The sequence below is a fragment of the Microbacterium fluvii genome, assembly GCF_025515205.1.
Classification (GTDB): Bacteria; Actinomycetota; Actinomycetes; order Actinomycetales; family Microbacteriaceae; genus Microbacterium; species Microbacterium fluvii.
On sequence record NZ_JAOPFX010000001.1, the window covers coordinates 1,682,306 to 1,696,776 of the forward strand.

The 14,471-nt window shown below is 70.7% G+C and carries 15 protein-coding genes and 2 tRNA genes; 4 read left to right on the forward strand and 13 right to left on the reverse strand.

Features of this window, described 5'->3' with window-relative positions:
* Nucleotides 1–14 precede the first annotated feature (14 nt).
* The 3 genes from OAW74_RS07815 to OAW74_RS07825 form a co-directional block, all read right to left on the reverse strand.
* Nucleotides 15–599, reverse strand: a complete 585-nt coding sequence (locus tag OAW74_RS07815) for an ATP-dependent Clp protease proteolytic subunit (RefSeq protein ID WP_262873734.1) — start codon at nucleotides 597–599, stop codon at nucleotides 15–17.
* A gap of 138 nt (nucleotides 600–737) precedes the next feature.
* On the reverse strand, nucleotides 738–2,249 hold the full coding sequence (gene tig, locus OAW74_RS07820; protein WP_262873735.1) for a trigger factor: 1,512 nt from the start codon (nucleotides 2,247–2,249) through the stop codon (nucleotides 738–740).
* Nucleotides 2,250–2,320: 71 nt separating this feature from the next.
* A tRNA-Pro gene (locus OAW74_RS07825) sits at nucleotides 2,321–2,394 on the reverse strand.
* A gap of 136 nt (nucleotides 2,395–2,530) precedes the next feature.
* Here OAW74_RS07825 and OAW74_RS07830 point away from each other — a divergent pair.
* Nucleotides 2,531–2,601: transfer RNA gene (locus tag OAW74_RS07830), tRNA-Gly, on the forward strand.
* Nucleotides 2,602–2,770: 169 nt separating this feature from the next.
* Here the strand turns inward: OAW74_RS07830 and OAW74_RS07835 are convergent.
* From OAW74_RS07835 to OAW74_RS07845, 3 genes are all read right to left on the reverse strand, one after another.
* Nucleotides 2,771–3,055, reverse strand: a complete 285-nt coding sequence (locus OAW74_RS07835; RefSeq protein WP_262873736.1) for a hypothetical protein — start codon at nucleotides 3,053–3,055, stop codon at nucleotides 2,771–2,773.
* Between the two features lie 186 nt (nucleotides 3,056–3,241).
* Nucleotides 3,242–3,601, reverse strand: a complete 360-nt coding sequence (locus OAW74_RS07840; RefSeq protein ID WP_262873737.1) for an A1S_2505 family phage non-structural protein — start codon at nucleotides 3,599–3,601, stop codon at nucleotides 3,242–3,244.
* On the reverse strand, nucleotides 3,601–4,140 hold the full coding sequence (locus OAW74_RS07845) for a gamma carbonic anhydrase family protein (protein WP_262873738.1): 540 nt from the start codon (nucleotides 4,138–4,140) through the stop codon (nucleotides 3,601–3,603). Before OAW74_RS07845 ends, OAW74_RS07840 begins: the two co-directional genes overlap by 1 nt.
* Nucleotides 4,141–4,250: 110 nt before the next feature.
* Between OAW74_RS07845 and OAW74_RS07850 the strand changes: the two genes are divergently transcribed.
* On the forward strand, nucleotides 4,251–4,736 hold the full coding sequence (locus OAW74_RS07850; protein WP_262873739.1) for a Dps family protein: 486 nt from the start codon (nucleotides 4,251–4,253) through the stop codon (nucleotides 4,734–4,736).
* A gap of 57 nt (nucleotides 4,737–4,793) precedes the next feature.
* Here the strand turns inward: OAW74_RS07850 and OAW74_RS07855 are convergent, their stop codons facing one another.
* The 4 genes from OAW74_RS07855 to OAW74_RS07870 are packed head-to-tail and all read right to left on the reverse strand — an operon-like array spanning nucleotide 4,794 to nucleotide 8,532.
* The gene (locus OAW74_RS07855; protein ID WP_378733592.1) at nucleotides 4,794–6,284 is read right to left on the reverse strand and encodes an amidohydrolase; all 1,491 of its coding nucleotides are present in this window, start codon (nucleotides 6,282–6,284) and stop codon (nucleotides 4,794–4,796) included.
* The gene (locus tag OAW74_RS07860; protein ID WP_262873740.1) at nucleotides 6,281–6,916 is read right to left on the reverse strand and encodes an FMN-binding negative transcriptional regulator; all 636 of its coding nucleotides are present in this window, start codon (nucleotides 6,914–6,916) and stop codon (nucleotides 6,281–6,283) included. The genes OAW74_RS07855 and OAW74_RS07860 overlap by 4 nt, the downstream gene beginning before the upstream one ends.
* Nucleotides 6,917–6,934: 18 nt before the next feature.
* Nucleotides 6,935–7,987 (reverse strand): Fpg/Nei family DNA glycosylase, encoded by a 1,053-nt coding sequence (locus OAW74_RS07865; protein WP_262873741.1) that lies wholly within the window; start codon nucleotides 7,985–7,987, stop codon nucleotides 6,935–6,937.
* Nucleotides 7,987–8,532, reverse strand: a complete 546-nt coding sequence (locus OAW74_RS07870; protein WP_262873742.1) for a ribose-5-phosphate isomerase — start codon at nucleotides 8,530–8,532, stop codon at nucleotides 7,987–7,989. Before OAW74_RS07870 ends, OAW74_RS07865 begins: the two co-directional genes overlap by 1 nt.
* Nucleotides 8,533–8,598: 66 nt before the next feature.
* Between OAW74_RS07870 and OAW74_RS07875 the strand changes: the two genes are divergently transcribed.
* Together OAW74_RS07875 and OAW74_RS07880 are read left to right on the forward strand one after the other, a co-directional pair.
* Nucleotides 8,599–8,976, forward strand: coding sequence for an ArsR/SmtB family transcription factor (locus OAW74_RS07875; RefSeq protein WP_262873743.1), 378 nt, complete (start codon nucleotides 8,599–8,601; stop codon nucleotides 8,974–8,976).
* The gene (locus OAW74_RS07880) at nucleotides 8,973–10,634 is read left to right on the forward strand and encodes a SulP family inorganic anion transporter (protein ID WP_262873744.1); all 1,662 of its coding nucleotides are present in this window, start codon (nucleotides 8,973–8,975) and stop codon (nucleotides 10,632–10,634) included. Before OAW74_RS07875 ends, OAW74_RS07880 begins: the two co-directional genes overlap by 4 nt.
* A 9-nt stretch (nucleotides 10,635–10,643) precedes the next feature.
* Here OAW74_RS07880 and OAW74_RS07885 read toward each other — a convergent pair whose 3' ends face one another.
* Genes OAW74_RS07885 through OAW74_RS07895 form a run of 3 tightly spaced genes read right to left on the reverse strand, consistent with a single transcriptional unit; the run spans nucleotide 10,644 to nucleotide 14,299 of the window.
* Entirely contained in the window at nucleotides 10,644–11,474 is an 831-nt protein-coding gene (locus OAW74_RS07885; RefSeq protein ID WP_262873745.1) for a phosphate ABC transporter ATP-binding protein, read from the reverse strand.
* Nucleotides 11,475–11,500: 26 nt separating this feature from the next.
* A complete protein-coding gene (locus OAW74_RS07890; protein ID WP_262873746.1) occupies nucleotides 11,501–12,529 on the reverse strand; it encodes a sortase in 1,029 nt (342 codons plus the stop codon).
* Nucleotides 12,530–12,532: 3 nt separating this feature from the next.
* Complete coding sequence (locus tag OAW74_RS07895; protein ID WP_262873747.1) at nucleotides 12,533–14,299, reverse strand: Ig-like domain-containing protein; 1,767 nt, start codon at nucleotides 14,297–14,299, stop codon at nucleotides 12,533–12,535.
* Between the last annotated feature and the right edge of the window lie 172 nt (nucleotides 14,300–14,471).

Sequence of the window (14,471 nt, forward strand, 5' to 3'; positions counted from 1 at the left end):
CGCCTTCGGATCGTTCAGGCCGCGGTTCCGCCGCCGCCGATGACGTCGGCCGCCGACTCGCGGATGTGGTCGACGAAGCCGTACTCCAGCGCCTCCTGGGCCGTGAACCAGCGGTCGCGGTCGCCGTCTTCGTTGATCTGCTCGACCGTCTTGCCGGTCTGGGCCGCAGTGATCTCGGCGAGGCGGTTCTTCATCGAGACGATGAGCTGGGCCTGCGTCTGGATGTCGCTCGAGGTGCCGCCGAAGCCGCCGTGCGGCTGGTGCAGCAGCACGCGGGCGTTGGGCGTGATGTAGCGCTTGCCCTTGGTGCCGGCCGTGAGCAGCAGCTGGCCCATCGAGGCGGCCATGCCGATGCCCACCGTGACGATGTCGTTGGGCACGAACTGCATCGTGTCGTAGATGGCCATGCCGGCCGTGATCGATCCGCCGGGCGAGTTGACGTACAGGTAGATGTCCTTCTCGGAGTCCTCCGCGGCCAGCAGCAGGATCTTCGCGCAGATCTCGTTCGCGTTCTCGTCGCGCACCTCCGAGCCCAGCCAGATGATGCGGTCCTTCAGCAGCCTGTCGAAGACGCTCGTCGCGACAAGGGGTTCGGCCATGTTCACTCCCGTTCCGGTGTTGTGCTTCGAATCTACCGGCGCGTCGCGACCGACCCGCCCGTGTTCGCCGTGGGCAAAGCGATGGGGGACGGATGCCGTCGGCATCCGTCCCCCGAATCGCTGCTGCGGGCGCGCGCCTTACTCGGCGGCGGCCTCGTCGGCCTTCTTCTTGGCGGCGGGCTTGCGCGCCGGCGCCTTCTTGGCGGGCTTGGCGTCGGCGTCGTCGGCGGGAGCCTCGGCGGCGGCCTTCTTGGCGGCGGGCTTGCGCGCGGGAGCCTTCTTGGCCGGCTTCTCCTCGGCCTCGATGATCGCGTCGGCGTCGGCTGCGGCATCCGCAAGCTCCTGCGCCTCTTCGACGACCTCTTCTTCGTCGTCGAGCGCGGCGAAGCCGGTCAGGTCGACCGCCTTGCCGTTGGTGTCGACGACGGTGACCTTGCCGAGCGCGACCGCGAGGGCCTTGTTGCGGGCGACCTCGCCGATGACGACGGGCAGCTGGTTCTGCTGCTGCAGCGCGTCGACGAACTCCTGCGGGGCCATGCCGTACTGCGCGGCCGACTGGATGAGGTACTGCGTGAGCTCGTCCTGCGACACCTGCACGTTCGCCTTCTCGGCGATGGCGTCGAGGATCATCTGGGTGCGGAACTGCTTCTCGCTGGCCTCGGTGACCTCGGCGCGGTGCTCGTCGTCCTCCAGGCGACCCTCGCCCTCGAGGTGCGCGTGCACCTCGTCTTCGACGAGCTGGGCCGGCACGGGGATGTCGGACTGCTCGAGCAGGGTCTCGACGAGCTTGTCGCGCGCGGCCGAGGCCTGCGTGAACGCCGACTGCTGGCCGACGCGCTCGACGAGGCTCTCGCGGAGCTCTGCGATCGTGTCGAACTCGCTGGCCATCTGAGCGAAGTCGTCGTCGGCGTCGGGGAGCTCGCGCTCTTTGACCGCCACGACCGAGACCGAGACCTCGGCCTCGTCGCCGGCGTGGTCGCCGCCGATGAGCTTGGAGCGGAAGGTGGTGTCTTCACCGGCGGTGAGCGAGTCGATGGCCTCGTCGATGCCCTCGAGCAGCTCGCCCGAGCCGATCTCGTACGACACGCCCTCGGCGCGGTCGATCTCGTTGCCGTCGATCGTGGCGACGAGGTTGAGCTCGACGAAGTCGCCGGTCGCGGCGGGACGGTCGACGGTCACGAGCGTGCCGAAGCGGGCGCGCAGGCGGTCGACCTCGGCGTCGATGGCGGCCTCGTCGGTCTCGACGGCGTCGACCTCGATCGTGGTGCCCTCGTAGGCGGGGAGCTCGAACTCGGGGCGCACGTCGACCTCGACGTCGACGATCAGGTCGCCCGAGAAGTCCTTCTCGGCCGGCCACTCGACGATGTCGGCCGACGGGCGGCCCAGCACGCGCAGCTCGTTGGCGGTGACGGCCTCGCGGTAGTAGCCGTCCAGGCCCTCGCTGACGGCGTGCTCGAGCACGGCGCCACGGCCCACGCGCTGGTCGATGATCGGCGCGGGGACCTTGCCCTTGCGGAAGCCGGGCACCTGCACGTCCTGAGCGATGTGCTCGTAGGCGTGTGCGATGGCGGGCTTGAGCTCGTCGGGCGAGACCGTGATGTGCAGCTTGACCCGGGTGGGGCTGAGCTTCTCGACGGTGCTGTTGACCATGCCTGTTCGTTCTCCTTCTGATCGCCGCGCACGTGCAGCACGGCTGAGATCTGGGTTCGTGGGGCCGACAGTCGGGGCGACAGGATTTGAACCTGCGGCCTCCCGCTCCCAAAGCGGGCGCTCTACCAAGCTGAGCTACGCCCCGGGCGGGTGCGCACGCGCGCGTGCGCCCTTTTCGACCCCCACGAGTCTAGCCGACGCGCCCGCATCCGGATGTCGCCGGTGCACAGGGGGGTCTCGACGTCCAGTAGACTCGTGGATGCTGTCGCCTCGGCGGCCGCGGGGATGTAGCTCAATGGTAGAGCCTCAGTCTTCCAAACTGATTACGCGGGTTCGATTCCCGTCATCCCCTCGCAATAGCAGAGAGGCCCGGAAATCCGGGCCTCTCTGCTATTGCGGCTGTCTGGTGGTCACTGCTCGATAGCCGGTCGTGCCAGATACGTGCCCGCCGGCGCCGCCGGCGTGTGAAGGGGTGGACGTGAGGAGAGGCGGAGTGACCGATTCCCGTCATCCCTCTCGCGCTAACCCCGTCGCGCCTGCTCGAGTCGCCGGGCGACCTCTTCGATGCCGGCGAGCACCACTGCGCCGACGGCGCACGTGATGCCGGCGGTGACCGTGACGGCGGCCCACACCATGAGATCGACCTTCGTCGAGGGATCTCCGCCTGCCGCAAGGGCGAGGACCACGGCCAGAGCGATCAGACCGATCGCCGAGTAGGCCAGCACGTGCAGGTGCCGCAACGGCGCGCTCAGCGGGGAGGGAGTACGGGGCCTGGCCGCTTCGGCGGGGTCGGGCGATGAGGTCATAGCCGGATCATAGATCCCTGCGGCCCGCCGTCTCACTCGGTCGTCACACACGGCGACCGCGTGGCCGATCGAGCCGCCATTTACGACGACTGAGGCTTCCGGCATCCGCTTCGGTCGTCACATACGGCGACCGCGAACGCGCCGGAGCCGCCGTATGTGACGACTGAAGCAAGGGCGGGCGGGGCGTCAGCCGCCCAGCACCTCGACGAACTCCGCGGGGAGCACGACGTTCGGCCCCGCGCCGCGGAAGAACGGTGCGACCTGGGCGGGCACATAGCCGGCGATGCCGCAGCCGACCTTGGTGACGAGGAACGTCAGTTCGGGATGCTGCGCCGCGAACGCGACGAAACGCGCCGCCTGCGCGGCGAACACAGCCGGCCCCGACATCGTGTCGATGCCGTACGACTGCCCCTGCATCCCCTCGGACTGCCCCATGATCGCACCGAAGTTCTGCACGGCGTACAGCGCGGCGCCCGCCCCGTGGATCCCGCCGCCGTTGGAGCCGAAAACGAAGATCTCGTTGGGGGCGAGTCGGGTGATGTGCATCAGCGGGCCTCCTCGGCGGCGATGTGGTTCTCAAGATGCGCGCGATAGGTCTCGGCATTGCGCAGGATGCCGGCCTTCTCGTCGTCGGTCAGCTCGCGCCGCACCTTGGCGGGCACCCCCGCCACGAGCGAGCCGGGCGGGATCACCGCGCCCTCGAGCACGACCGCTCCCCCGGCGACGAGAGATCCGGCGCCGATGACGGCGCCCGACAGTACGACGCTGCCCATGCCGATGAGGCACCCGTCCTCGATCGTGCAGCCGTGCACGACGGCGTTGTGGCCGACCGAGACGTCTCGGCCGATCACGACGGGAAGACCGCGGTCGACGTGCACCGAGACGTTGTCCTGCAGGTTGCTGCCGGCTCCCAGGGTGATGCTGTCGCCGTCTGCGCGCAGCACCGCGTTGTACCAGACGCTCGAGCCCTCTTCGAGGGTGACGGCGCCGATCACACGGGCGCCGGAGGCGACGAACGCGCTCTCGTCGACGACGGGCGCGTGGCCGGAGACGGACAGGATCGAGGCATCGGCGGCGATGGTCATGATCAGACGATAACGGCTGATTAGCCCAGCCTTCGCTTGCTTGCGGAATGCCCCGCCCTGAGTAGCGTTGACACCATCGAGGCCACTGCCTCTCGAAGGGAGACGAGAACATGACCAAGAACCAGACCATTTCCGCCACCGCCGCCGACCCCACGGTCGCCGCAGGCACCGCGCAGTTCCTCACTCCCGTCGTGATCGGACTGCAGGCGCTCGTCGTCAACGGCAAGCAGGCCCATTGGAACGTGCGGGGCACGAACTTCCTGTCGATCCACGAGCTGCTCGACTCCGTCGTCGACCACGCCCAGGCCGCCTCCGATGAGGCCGCCGAGCGGATCGTCGCCCTCGGCCTTCCGGTCGACGCGCGACTGTCGACGATCGCGTCCAAGGCGCCCGCATCGACGATCGCCGCCGGCTTCTCGCAGTGGGACAAGACGGTCGCCGCCATCGTCGCCGACATCGACGCGATCCTCGCCGACGTGCAGGCCGCGATCGACGGTCTCGACGAGGTCGACCTCACGAGCCAGGACGTCGTGATCGGCATCAAGGCGACGCTCGAGAAGGACCGCTGGTTCCTCTCGGCGCACCTTGCGGAGTGATCTCGCGCGACCCAGAGTGAACGAAGCCCCGGCCCGACGGCCGGGGCTTCGTGCCGTTCAGGCCAGGTGTGTGAGGCGTCCGCCGAGCAGCGTCGCCGTGACCTCCATGCCGCGCATGGCCGGCTCGTCGGCGGTCAGCGGATCGGCCGCGCACAGCGCGAGGTCGGCGACGACTCCCGGTGCGATCACGGCCGGATCCGCCGAGCCGCCTCGAGTGGATGCCGCCAGCGCCGTCGCCGCATCCAGCGCCTGCTCGGGGCGCCACGCCGGCCGGCCGTCGCGCGTGCGGAAGACGGCTGCGGCCATCGCGGCCCACGGGTCGAGGGGCGACACGGGCGCGTCGGAGCCGAACAGCAGGTTCGCACCGGAATCTGCGAGCGCCCGGAGCGGATAGGCCAGCGCCGTCTGATCGGCCCAGATCGTGTCGGTGAGGTCACGGTCGTCGACGGCGTGCTCGGGCTGCACACTGGCGCCCACTCCGAGACGGGCGAACCGCGGGATGTCGGCGTGCGCGACCAGCTGCGCGTGCTCGATCGTGCCGGTCGCCCCCGTCGAGGCGAACGCCTCGAGCGCGTGGGAGTTGGCGACGTCGCCGATCGCGTGGATGGCGCACGAGAGCCCACCGGCCGTCGCTCGCGTCATGAGCTCGAGCAGTTCGGCGGGCGGCACCGTCAGCATCCCGTGGTCGTGTCCGTCTCCTGGGTAGGGGTGCGAGCATGCCGCGGTGCGGGTGCCCAGCGACCCGTCGGTGATGACCTTGAGCGAGCCGACCGTCACCAGCCCACCCTCGCCGACGGCGTCGCCGGTGCGCAGCCCCTCGGCGAGCGCGCGGTCGAGCAGGTCGGGATAGATGCCGAACTCCGCCCGCAGCGTGTCGAACCCGCCGGCGAGCCTCCGCGCCCACGACTCGACGTTCCATGCCATGTCGAGGTCGACGAGGCCGACCACGCCCCTGCGTGCGGCCGCGCGAGCCGCATCGGCGACCAGCCCGTCGGCGATGATCGGGTCGGCGGCGTTGAGCCGGCGCGAGATCTCGAACGCGGGCGCTTCACGCAGCATCCCGTCGGGTCCCGTCTGCAGTCCCTCGCGGTGCTGGGCGGCCGAGTTCAGCCACACGCTGTGCACGTCGGCGTTGATGAGATAGGTCGGGATGCCGCCGGTGGCGGCATCGAGCAGCTCGAGGTCGGCGGCGTCGGGCCAGAGGGCGTCGCGGAAGCCCGTGCCGATGCGACGACCGTCGGCCAGCACGGGAGCCCCACCCATCACGCGCGCGGCACCGGCCGCCGAGCCGACGGAGCCGAGGTCTTCGCGCTGCGCGACGAGGGCCCACTGCACGGTGTGCACGTGGTGGTCCCACAGTCCAGGGATCAGCCAGCCGCCGTCGGCGCGCAGTACGTCGCCGACGGGGCGCAGTGCGCGCGTGGGCGCGATGTCGACGATGCGGCCGTCGGCGATGACGACGTCGAGCAGTCCCTCAGGGAGCAGCTCGCTACCCGGCCCGGAGACGCGGGCGCCGACGATCGTGCCGACCGAATCCCCCACGTTCACCTGGGCCGCCTGGCGTCGCGCGCGCGAACCATCTCGGCGGCGAGCGCGGGGTTCGCCCACGCCGCGTCGCCTGACAGCTCCGCGATCACCGTCTCGACGACCTCGTCGGTCTTGTTCTGGCTCAGCTTTCGCTTGGCGACGACCGTGCTCGGCGTGAGGCGGAAGCCGACCGTGCCGCGCTCGAGCCGCCGCACGTAGTCCTCGTCGTTGGGGCGCTCCCACATGAGCCGGGGCTGCGGCATCCCGCCCTCGAAGTGGGCCACGAGCCGGTCGAGCACCCGGAGGTTCTCTTCGGGGCTGAGGATCTCGGGGACGCCTGTGAGGTGGGCCGACACGAAGTTCCAGGTGGGCACGCTCGCGACGTCGCCGTACCAGCCGGGTGAGATGTAGCCGTGCGGCCCCTGCACCACCACCATCAGCTCCCGCTCCCCCAGCCCGTGGATGAGGTCGTCCGGCTTGCCGACGTGGCCGACGATCGTGAGGTCGTCGCGCTCGTCGTCGAGCAGCACGGCGTAGTGCGAGGCGACGAGTCCGTCGTCGGTGTGCGAGACCAGCGTCACCCACGGGTTGCGGGCGATCAGCCGCCGCAGCTCGGCCGTGTCGGTGAGCGCGAAGCTCGGATTCTGTCTCATTCGTTCACCTCTGCACCATCAGCGCTGGCACGACGGGCACCAGTACAGCTTGCGGGTCGCCATCTCTTCGAGGGCGATCTCGGTGCCGCACACGCGGCAGGGGAGCCCCGCACGGTGATAGACCCAGTGCCGATCGTCGCGGCTGGCCATCGCCCTGCGGTAGTCGTCGGGCGACAGGTCGTCCATCGTCATCATCTGGCCCGTCTCGACGCCGATGCGCAGCAGCCGCGTCCAGTCGTGCCACAGGCCCCGCACGACCTCTTCCGGCACGTCGCGCCCCGGGGTGTGCGGGTTCAGCCGGGCACGGAACAGCAGCTCGGCGCGGTAGACGTTGCCGATGCCGCTGACGACCGACTGATCCATCAGCAGCTGCCCGATCGCGGTGGGCTTGCGGCGTACGACGGCGGTGAAGCGCTCCTCGCCCTCGGCGAGATCGTCGACGAGCGGGTCGGGGCCGAGCTTGGCGATGGTCGCCGCCACCTCGTCGGCGGTCTGCAGTTCGCACGCGGTGGGGCCGCGGAGGTCGGCGCAGGTGGTTGGGCCCACGCGCCCCGAGGCTCCGCCCGACGCGTCAGCGTCGAGCGGAGAGGGCGTGGGGACTGTCATGAGGCGCAGCCGCACCTGCCCGACCACCGGCGGCGGCCACTCGGTCTCTTCTGCGAGGCCCGTCGTCTGCTCCGACATGCGCACGTGCACTCGGGTCCTGCGCGGTGCGCCGATGGAGGTCAGTGAGTTCTCGCCCGCGGCATCCATGATGGCGTCGAGGTCGGTGCCGCGCTGATTGGTCTGCCCCATCCGGCCGTTGGCCGAGGCGATGGTCGGGTCGACGATGATCTCGCCGGCGAAGTCCCACGCGCCGTACATGCCCAGATGCACCCGCAGCCAGATGTCGTCGTCGAACTCGAGGAACATCTGCTTGCCGACGGCGCGCACGGCGGTCGCCTCACGGCCGTCGATGACGGTGGCGCCTTCGGCGAACCTGCCCTGGGGACTGGATGCCGACACCCGGCGCCCGACGATGTTGCGGTCGAACTGCCGGGCGATGCGGTGGACGGAGTGCCCCTCGGGCATCAGCCGGCTTCGGGGTCGAACGAGCTGTCGGAGGCCGCGAGCACGTCGGGGCCCCCCGCCGTCGCCCGCGGGTCGGGTTCGAGGATGCCCTCGGTCTCATAGGCGGCGAGCTGCGCGATGCGCCGGGCGTGCCGCTCCTCGCCCGGGAAGGGCGTCGCGATGAAGCGGTCGATGAACGTCGTCGCCTCGTCGAAGGTGTGCTGGCGGGCGCCGATGGCGATGACGTTGGCGTCGTTGTGCTCGCGGGCCAGTTCTGCCGTGGCGAGGTTCCAGACGAGGGCCGCGCGGATGCCGCGCACCTTGTTGGCCGCGATCTGCTCGCCGTTGCCCGACCCGCCGAACACGACGCCGAGCGTGACGATGCCCGCCTCCTGGTCGCGCACGACCGCCTGGGCGGCGCGGATGCAGAACGCCGGGTAGTCGTCGAGCGGGTCGTACTCGATCGGACCGTGGTCGACGACCTCGTGCCCTTGCGCGGCGAGGTGGTGCTGCAGCTGCGTCGAGAACTCGAGGCCGGCGTGGTCGGTCGCGATGTGGATGCGCATGGGTCCATCCTACGGAGCGCCACGGGCGGCTGTGCCGACGGCATCGCTCGATATGATGACTTCATCATGCCGCTAACACGTGTTCAGAAGCCGCTCTACGAGGTCAAGGCCGGGCTGTTCAAGGGGCTGTCGCATCCGCTGCGCATCCGCATCCTCGAACTGCTCAGCGCAGCCCCCGAATGCACGGTCGCCGAGCTCCAGCACGAGACGGGGCTCGAGCCGTCCCACCTCTCGCAGCACCTCGCAGTGCTGCGACGTCACCGACTCGTCGAATCGGAGCGCCGCGCGAGCCACGTGTACTACCGGCTCGCCTCCCCCGCCGTCGCCGACCTTCTCGCCGTCGCCCGTGGCCTGCTGCTGAGCCTGCTCGCCGGCGACCGCGACCTGCTCGCCGACGCCGCGACGCTGCCCGCCCTGCCGGGCGAGGCCACCGGGTCGCGATGACCACCGCGGCGCGCACGCTGCGCGGCCTGCTGCCGGCGGCATCCGACTACCGCTCGATCGCCCGCACGTGGCGCGCCGATCTGCTGGCGGGAGTGACCGTCGGCATCGTCGCCCTCCCCCTTGCACTCGGGTTCGGGGTGAGCGCGGGCCTGAGCGCCGAGGCCGGCCTGGTCACCGCGATCGTGGCGGGCCTCGTCGCGGCCGTGTTCGGCGGCTCGAACGTGCAGGTCTCCGGACCCACCGGCGCGATGGTCGTCGTGCTGATGCCGATCGTCGCCACGCACGGCGCCGCGGCGGTCGCGGCGATCAGCGTGCTGGCCGGTGTCGTGGTGGTGGCGGCGGGGATGCTGCGACTCGGCCGTGCCGTGTCGTTCATCCCCTGGCCGGTGATCGAGGGGTTCACCCTCGGCATCGCGACGATCATCTTCTTCCAGCAGGTGCCGCTGCTGGCCTCGCCGCACACGGCGGCGGCCGGCGAGCACAGCTCGAACGCCGTCGTGGCGGCCGTGCAGGCGCTCGTGGCCGCCGACCCCGGCTACCTGCCGTGGTCACTGGCGGCAGCCGGTCTCGTCGCCGTCTGCATGGTGCTCGCTCCCCGGCTGCGTCCTGGCCTGCCGGGCTCGCTCATCGGCATCGCGCTGGTGACGGTGATCGCGCTGGTCGTCGCCACCCCGCTGGCGACGATCGGGGCGCTGCCGGCCTCGCTTCCCGCGCCCGCGCTGCCCGACATCGACCTCACAACCCTGGGCGCCCTCGTCGGCCCCGCCCTCACGGTCGCCGCCCTCGCGGCGATCGAGTCGCTGCTGTCGGCGCGGGTCGCCGGCGCCATGGCCGACACCGGTACCTTCTACCCCGACCGCGAGCTGGTCGGGCAGGGGCTGGCCTCGATCGGCTCCGGTTTGTTCGGCGGCATGCCCGCGACGGGGGCGATCGCCCGCACCGCGGTCAACGTCCGCTCGGGTGGCCGCACGCGACTCGCGGCGATCACCCACGCCGTCGTGCTGCTGCTGGTCGTGCTCGTCGCCGCCCGGCCCGTCGGCTTCATCCCGCTGGCGGCGCTGGCCGGTGTGCTCATGGTCACGGCGGTGCGCATGGTGCACCGCGCGACGGTGCGCTCGATCCTGCGGTCGACCCGCGCCGACGCCGTCGCGTTCGTCGTGACGGCGCTGGTCACGGTGTCGTTCGATCTCATCGTCGCCGTCGCGATCGGCGTCGTCTTCGCCGGCGTCTTCGCGCTGCGGAGTCTGTCGAAGGCGACCACCGTGCACCGCGAGCCGCTCCCGGGCGATGCCGAACCCGGCGACGAGCGCATCGCGCTGCTGCGGTTCGACGGGCCGCTCTTCTTCACCGCCGCCGACCGGGTCTTCGACGAGGTCACCGCGACCAACGGGGTCTCGGTCGTGATCCTGCGCATGTCGCAGCTCGAGCTCGTCGACGCGACCGGCGCCAGGGTGCTCGGCGACATCGTCACCTGGCTCGAGCGCCGCGGCGTCACGGTGCTGATCAAGGGGGTGCAGCCCGGCCACGAGGAGCTCTTCCGCACGGTCGGGGTGCTGGATGCGCTGCGGCATCACAAGCACCTGTTCACCCGACTGGAGGATGCGGTGGCCCACGCGCGCAGTCACGTCGCGCGCGAGCGCGCGAGCGGTGCCGCCTGAGGGCCGATGTCAGCCGAAGCGGCCGTGCACGTAGTCGGACGTGCGCGGATCCTGCGGCGCCGAGAACATCGCCGCCGTGTCGCCGTGCTCGACGATGACCCCCGGAGTGCCCTGCGAGGCGAGGAAGAACGCGCACTGGTCGCTCACGCGCTGAGCCTGCTGCATGTTGTGCGTGACGATGACGATCGTCACGTCACGGGCGAGCTCGCCGATCGTCTCCTCGATCCGGCGGGTCGAGGTAGGATCCAGCGCCGAACACGGCTCATCCATGAGGAGCACGCGAGGACGCACCGCCAGGGAGCGGGCGATGCACAGGCGCTGCTGCTGCCCGCCCGACAGGCCCCCTCCCGGCTGGGCGAGTCGGTCTTTGACCTCCTTCCACAGCCCTGCCTTGATCAGGCACTCCTCGACGAGGTCGCGCTTGGCCGTCTTGGTGGCGCGGATGCCGGTGAGAGTGAGTCCCGCCAGCACGTTGTCGGCGATGCTCATCGCGGGAAAGGGGTTGGGCTTCTGGAACACCATGCCGATCTGGCGCCGAGCGTCGGTCACCCGAAGGGTCGCGTCGTAGATGTCCACGCCATCGATGCGCACCTCACCGGCGAGGCTCGCGCCGGGGACCAGCTCGTGCATGCGGTTGAGGATGCGCAGAAACGTCGACTTGCCGCATCCGGACGGGCCGATCAGTGCGGTGACCTTTCCCGAGGGCATGGCCAGCGAGACCTGGTCGAGCACCTTGCGATCGCCGAACCAGGCAGAGACCGCCGAGGCTTCGAGCGCAGCGGGAACGGCCGTCGTGATGACCTCGGTGGGGGCGGTGCTGACGGCGGGCGTCTCGATCATGGGGTCCTCGGTTTCGGGGGTGGGAGTCAGAACAGGTTCGGAAGCAGAATGACCGTCTGCGTGGCCACGAGCGCTCCGGCGACCAGCAGCACGGGTGCCGCGGCGACCCAGACGTGCCATCGCCCCCAGCGCCTGCGCCCCACGGCGCACGCCCAGACGGCGACGACGGCGAACTCGAGGCTGAGGAGCAGCGGAAGCCCGGCGGACGGGTCGGGCGCCATGGCCTCCTCCGCCGCCGTGAGCGAGCCCACCAGCAATGCGCGCTGCGGTGTCGCGTACGGTGTCGAGATCAGTTCGGCATCGATCCGCAGGATCCCCTCCGGAAGCCACGGGTCACCGCCGGCGGTGACCAGCGTGAGCCGGCCGGCCCCGTCGACGGCGGCCGGCGAGGTGGCGGTATCGCGGATGCCGACCACACGGTAGGTGGAGGTGCCCTGGCCCGTGGTCGCCGAGATCGCGTCGCCCACGGCGAGTTCGTGCAGGCGCGAGAACGGGCCGCCGTAGGCGCCCTGCCTGCCCATGATGACCGAAGTGCCGCTCTGACCGGGGAGCACGCTGTCGCGGCGGTGACCGGGACCGGCCAGGAGAGCAGCCGAAGTGGTGCCTTCGACCACCACCTCCTTCACCCCGATCGAGGGGATCGAGAGGATCGCCATCGGCGTGCCGAGCGGGTACAGCGCACCCTCGGCGTCGACCTGTCCGACAGGGGCGGTGGCGTCTGCGAGCGAGTGTCGGTACTGGTCGTACAGCGTCGCCTGGGTGCGGGTGTGGCTGAGCGCAGAGACGCCGGCCGCCTGCACGACGAAGCCGAGCATGATCACCCCGACCATCGTCAGCACTCCTCCGGAGAGGCGGAACAGCGACCTGTCGCTGGGGCGGCCGACGGCTCGCTGCAGGGCCGGTTCGGAGTGCGTGCCGGCGGCGGCGGCGCGATCGGCCGCTGCCGCGGCTCGCGCGGAGACCGCGTGGACGGGGCGCAGCACGGTCGCGGCGGCGCGGCGGAGCGCCGACCGGGAGTCCCGGCCGGCGCCCCGCACTGAGGTGGTGCCGATCACCGATTACTTGGTGATCTTGGAGGTGAGGGTGCCCGTGCTCGAAGCCAGCGTCGAGCTTCCCGAGTAGACCACCGTGAGCTTGCGCGTGCCGGCTGCGAGCTTGGGCAGCACGATGCTCGCCTTTCCGCTCTTGACGGTGGCCGATGCGAGCGTCTTCGTGCCGCTCTTGACCGACACCGTTCCGGTCACCGCGACACCGCTCGGGCCCGTCACGGTCGCGACGACCGTCTGCCGCTGCGACGCCTTGACCGACTTGGCTGTGGCGGTGACCTTCGTGCTGCCCTTCGCCACGACGATCGACGCCGCAGGCGAATCGGCGGCGGCCACACCCGAGAGGGCGGGGATGAAGGTCGCCACGATCGAAGACGTGCCCACGCCGAGCGTCTTGGACGCGAAGGTGGCCTTGGCGGTGGTGGCGCCGGCGGCGATCTTCACCGTCGCAAGCACCGTGGTGCCCTTGGCGAACTCGACCGTGCCGCCCTTGTCGGAGTTCGAGGCGACGGTCGCGGTGACCGTGGCGTTCGAGCCGTACTTCACCGAGGCGCCCCCGAGCGTGACGGTCGGGGTGCTGGGGCGGTAGGCGCGCACCGACGTGTCGCCGCACGCGCTCGGGCCCGATGCGTCCGTGAGCAGGCCGAACCCGTACCGGGAGATGACCTCCTTGTTCGAGCAGACCAGGGACCCCTTGCCGACGAACATCCAGTTCGTCTTCGAGTCGGGATCGTCGGCCTGTGCGGACGGCACGATGTTGTAGACCAGTCGGGTGAGCGCCTTGGTCGCGGCGCTCGTTGCGAACTCGGGGTTGAGCGCGAACGAGGCGCCAGAGCCGGTGGTCGCCGCGACGCCGCCGAGCTCGCCGAGCACTGCTCCGTGGCGTCGATCGGCCGAGACGTCGTTGGCCTGCGCGACCCACTGCGCCACCGAGAACGGGGCGATCGCGTACGGATCGCCGACCAGCGCCGAGCCGTCGTGCTCCTGCACCGCCGAGTTCGACGGGCCGTAGATGGCCTTGAGGGGGAAGGTGCTGTCGGCGATCGCCGTCTCGGTGATGCCGAACTTGCCGATCCAGAAGCTGCGCGTACCCGAGCCCGCCTGCGGGATGTAAGCGTTGATCGCGTGCTCGGTCTGGCCGGCCGCCGCGGTGTAGGCCGAGGCCTTGACCAGCGCGACGAAATCGCCGTCGGCGTCGACCACGACCGAGTCGACGACGTTGCGGTAGATGGCGTAGAGCGTGTTCGGACCGACGCCGGAGGCGTCCACCGCGTCGCTGGCCGAGCCGTACGACAGCGCGGGCAGCTTGGAGTCCGACGAGACCGCATAACTGACCGCGTCGCGGGCGAACGGGATGTAGGCGAGCGTGCCGTCGGAGGCGACCTCCGTCGCGGGCGCGCCCGACGACGAGCGGGCGAAGTCGATCTGGCCGACGGTCTCGGCCCCCCAGGTGCCCGCGGCGCCCGAGAAGGTGGTGCCGGTGGCGCCCGCGCTCTGACCGATCGCGACACGCAGCGCATCGCGGCCCTGACCGGAGCCGTTCGGTCGGAAGATCTGGGCGCCGCCCGCGCGCGTCACGATCTGCGCACCACCGGTGGCGTCGTACGAGGCCAGACGCAGGCCGGAGGTGCCGCCGATGGCGGTCGACAGCCCGCCGAGCACGTCCTGAGTGGTGTCGGAGCCGACACCGACGAGGGTGCCGTAGGTGGAGTCGGCGGGGTCGGCCGATGCCGGGGCGGCGATGCCGGCCACGACGAGTGCGGACAGACTGATCCCCATTGCCACAGTGCTGAACGCAGAGCGCTTCATGCGATGTATTCCCTTCGGGTGATGATCCGGCTCAGAGCGACGGGCGTCGTTCCTGTGCGGACGCTGAGAATGTAGGGACGGCGAGCGAACGCGCGGAACACCGCCGGGTGTACGGATGCTGAATATTCGATGGCGAGCATGC

Excerpts from the sequence above, each read along its gene's own strand:
- OAW74_RS07815 (WP_262873734.1), bottom strand. The coding sequence starts at position 599 with ATGGCCGAACCCCTTGTCGCGACGAGCGTCTTCGACAGGCTGCTGAAG.
- tig (WP_262873735.1), bottom strand. The coding sequence starts at position 2,249 with ATGGTCAACAGCACCGTCGAGAAGCTCAGCCCCACCCGGGTCAAGCTG.
- OAW74_RS07835 (WP_262873736.1), bottom strand. The coding sequence starts at position 3,055 with ATGACCTCATCGCCCGACCCCGCCGAAGCGGCCAGGCCCCGTACTCCC.
- OAW74_RS07840 (WP_262873737.1), bottom strand. The coding sequence starts at position 3,601 with ATGCACATCACCCGACTCGCCCCCAACGAGATCTTCGTTTTCGGCTCC.
- OAW74_RS07845 (WP_262873738.1), bottom strand. The coding sequence starts at position 4,140 with ATGACCATCGCCGCCGATGCCTCGATCCTGTCCGTCTCCGGCCACGCG.
- OAW74_RS07850 (WP_262873739.1), top strand. The coding sequence starts at position 4,251 with ATGACCAAGAACCAGACCATTTCCGCCACCGCCGCCGACCCCACGGTC.
- OAW74_RS07860 (WP_262873740.1), bottom strand. The coding sequence starts at position 6,916 with ATGAGACAGAATCCGAGCTTCGCGCTCACCGACACGGCCGAGCTGCGG.
- OAW74_RS07865 (WP_262873741.1), bottom strand. The coding sequence starts at position 7,987 with ATGCCCGAGGGGCACTCCGTCCACCGCATCGCCCGGCAGTTCGACCGC.
- OAW74_RS07870 (WP_262873742.1), bottom strand. The coding sequence starts at position 8,532 with ATGCGCATCCACATCGCGACCGACCACGCCGGCCTCGAGTTCTCGACG.
- OAW74_RS07875 (WP_262873743.1), top strand. The coding sequence starts at position 8,599 with ATGCCGCTAACACGTGTTCAGAAGCCGCTCTACGAGGTCAAGGCCGGG.
- OAW74_RS07880 (WP_262873744.1), top strand. The coding sequence starts at position 8,973 with ATGACCACCGCGGCGCGCACGCTGCGCGGCCTGCTGCCGGCGGCATCC.
- OAW74_RS07885 (WP_262873745.1), bottom strand. The coding sequence starts at position 11,474 with ATGATCGAGACGCCCGCCGTCAGCACCGCCCCCACCGAGGTCATCACG.
- OAW74_RS07895 (WP_262873747.1), bottom strand. The coding sequence starts at position 14,299 with ATGGGGATCAGTCTGTCCGCACTCGTCGTGGCCGGCATCGCCGCCCCG.